The organism is Streptomyces sp. NPDC052101 (assembly GCF_040680235.1).
GTDB lineage: Bacteria > Actinomycetota > Actinomycetes > Streptomycetales > Streptomycetaceae > Streptomyces.
The window spans coordinates 1-1,113 of the sequence record NZ_JBFAWH010000155.1 but is presented as its reverse complement, the minus strand read 5'-3'; the positions used below and the strand labels follow the sequence as shown (position 1 = coordinate 1,113).

Here is a 1,113-nt window from a genome sequence, read left to right as displayed (position 1 = left end):
GTCAAGCTGGTGCAGCACCGCCTCATGCAGGCGGCCCCAGACACCGGCTCTCGACCAGATCAGAAACCGCCGGTGGGCCGTCGACTTCGATATGCCGAAGCACGGTGGCAGAGCCCGCCAGGCGCAGCCGCTGACCAGCACGTAGATGATCGCCGCGAACAGCGTCTCATCAGGCGTGTCCTGCGTTCCGCCGCCCTGCGGCCGCACTCGTGATGGAGGAATCAGCGGCTTTGCGATCTCCCACAAGCCGTCCGGAACAATCCAACTCCATGGACCCCGCCCCATGAACAGGCCAACGACGCCTCACCACGTAGGACACGGTCTAAGAGGCGAAGCCGTAGCGGTGGGTGCGTTCGCAGCCCCAACGAGCGGGGCTATGCCACGTCACACCACGACCTTTGAACCCCCAGAGAACGTTGCGGCGCAGATGGGCGAGCTCGTGTTCCAGGGTGTAGGGCAGAGCGGTGCTGCGGTCGGGCCACAGCCAGAAGTATCCGAGGGCCACGGCCCGCCGCGCCCCGAGCGGGTCGAGGCTGCTTCGTGCCACAGGCCGATCCGGCCGCCGGTCACGGCCAGCGAGACGTGCTCCAGTTCCGATTCGCGGATGAACTCCTGGACGCGGTCTTCGACCCGTTGCATCTGCCCGACCATGAACTCGGTGTCCGGGTCGAGCGGGCCGTCGCACCGCACCGGCCCATCAGGGCGCAGGTAGGCGTACCAGGTCCACAGGCCGCCCAGGGCCCACCAGATCACGGCGGTGAGAGCGGCGGCCGCCACGACGATGCCGGTACTGCTCGCCACGATCGACCGGGGTCGGGGCTGGGCAAGCCCTCGAAGACTATCGGCCAGGTGGCGAGTAGTACCGAGTAACCGTCTGCGAACGGCATCCCCCGCACCGTTGGCGCAGGTTGTGAGTTGAGGTTCGGCGGGTAGGCGGAATTGAGCAACTGGGTCCCTTTCTCCAGGATCGATGTATTGCGCCCATGCTCCTCCGTGCCTGCCACACTTCAGAACTGTCACTACTGCTGGATTCCGCTTTCGGTGGGTATAGCTGCTGGTAGCGGGGCGGTTGCGGGTACTCGGGGGCGGGTGCTGGGTCATGGTGCTGAGGGC

At 66.4% G+C, this 1,113-nt stretch carries 2 protein-coding genes; both read right to left on the bottom strand.

The window, feature by feature from the left end:
• Positions 1–285: transposase (locus tag AB0L75_RS44445; RefSeq protein WP_365191973.1), on the bottom strand; the 285-nt coding region annotated here is incomplete at its 3' end.
• Positions 286–384: 99 nt separating this feature from the next.
• Positions 385–801, bottom strand: a complete 417-nt coding sequence (locus AB0L75_RS44440) for a hypothetical protein (RefSeq protein WP_365191972.1) — start codon at positions 799–801, stop codon at positions 385–387.
• Positions 802–1,113 lie beyond the last annotated feature (312 nt).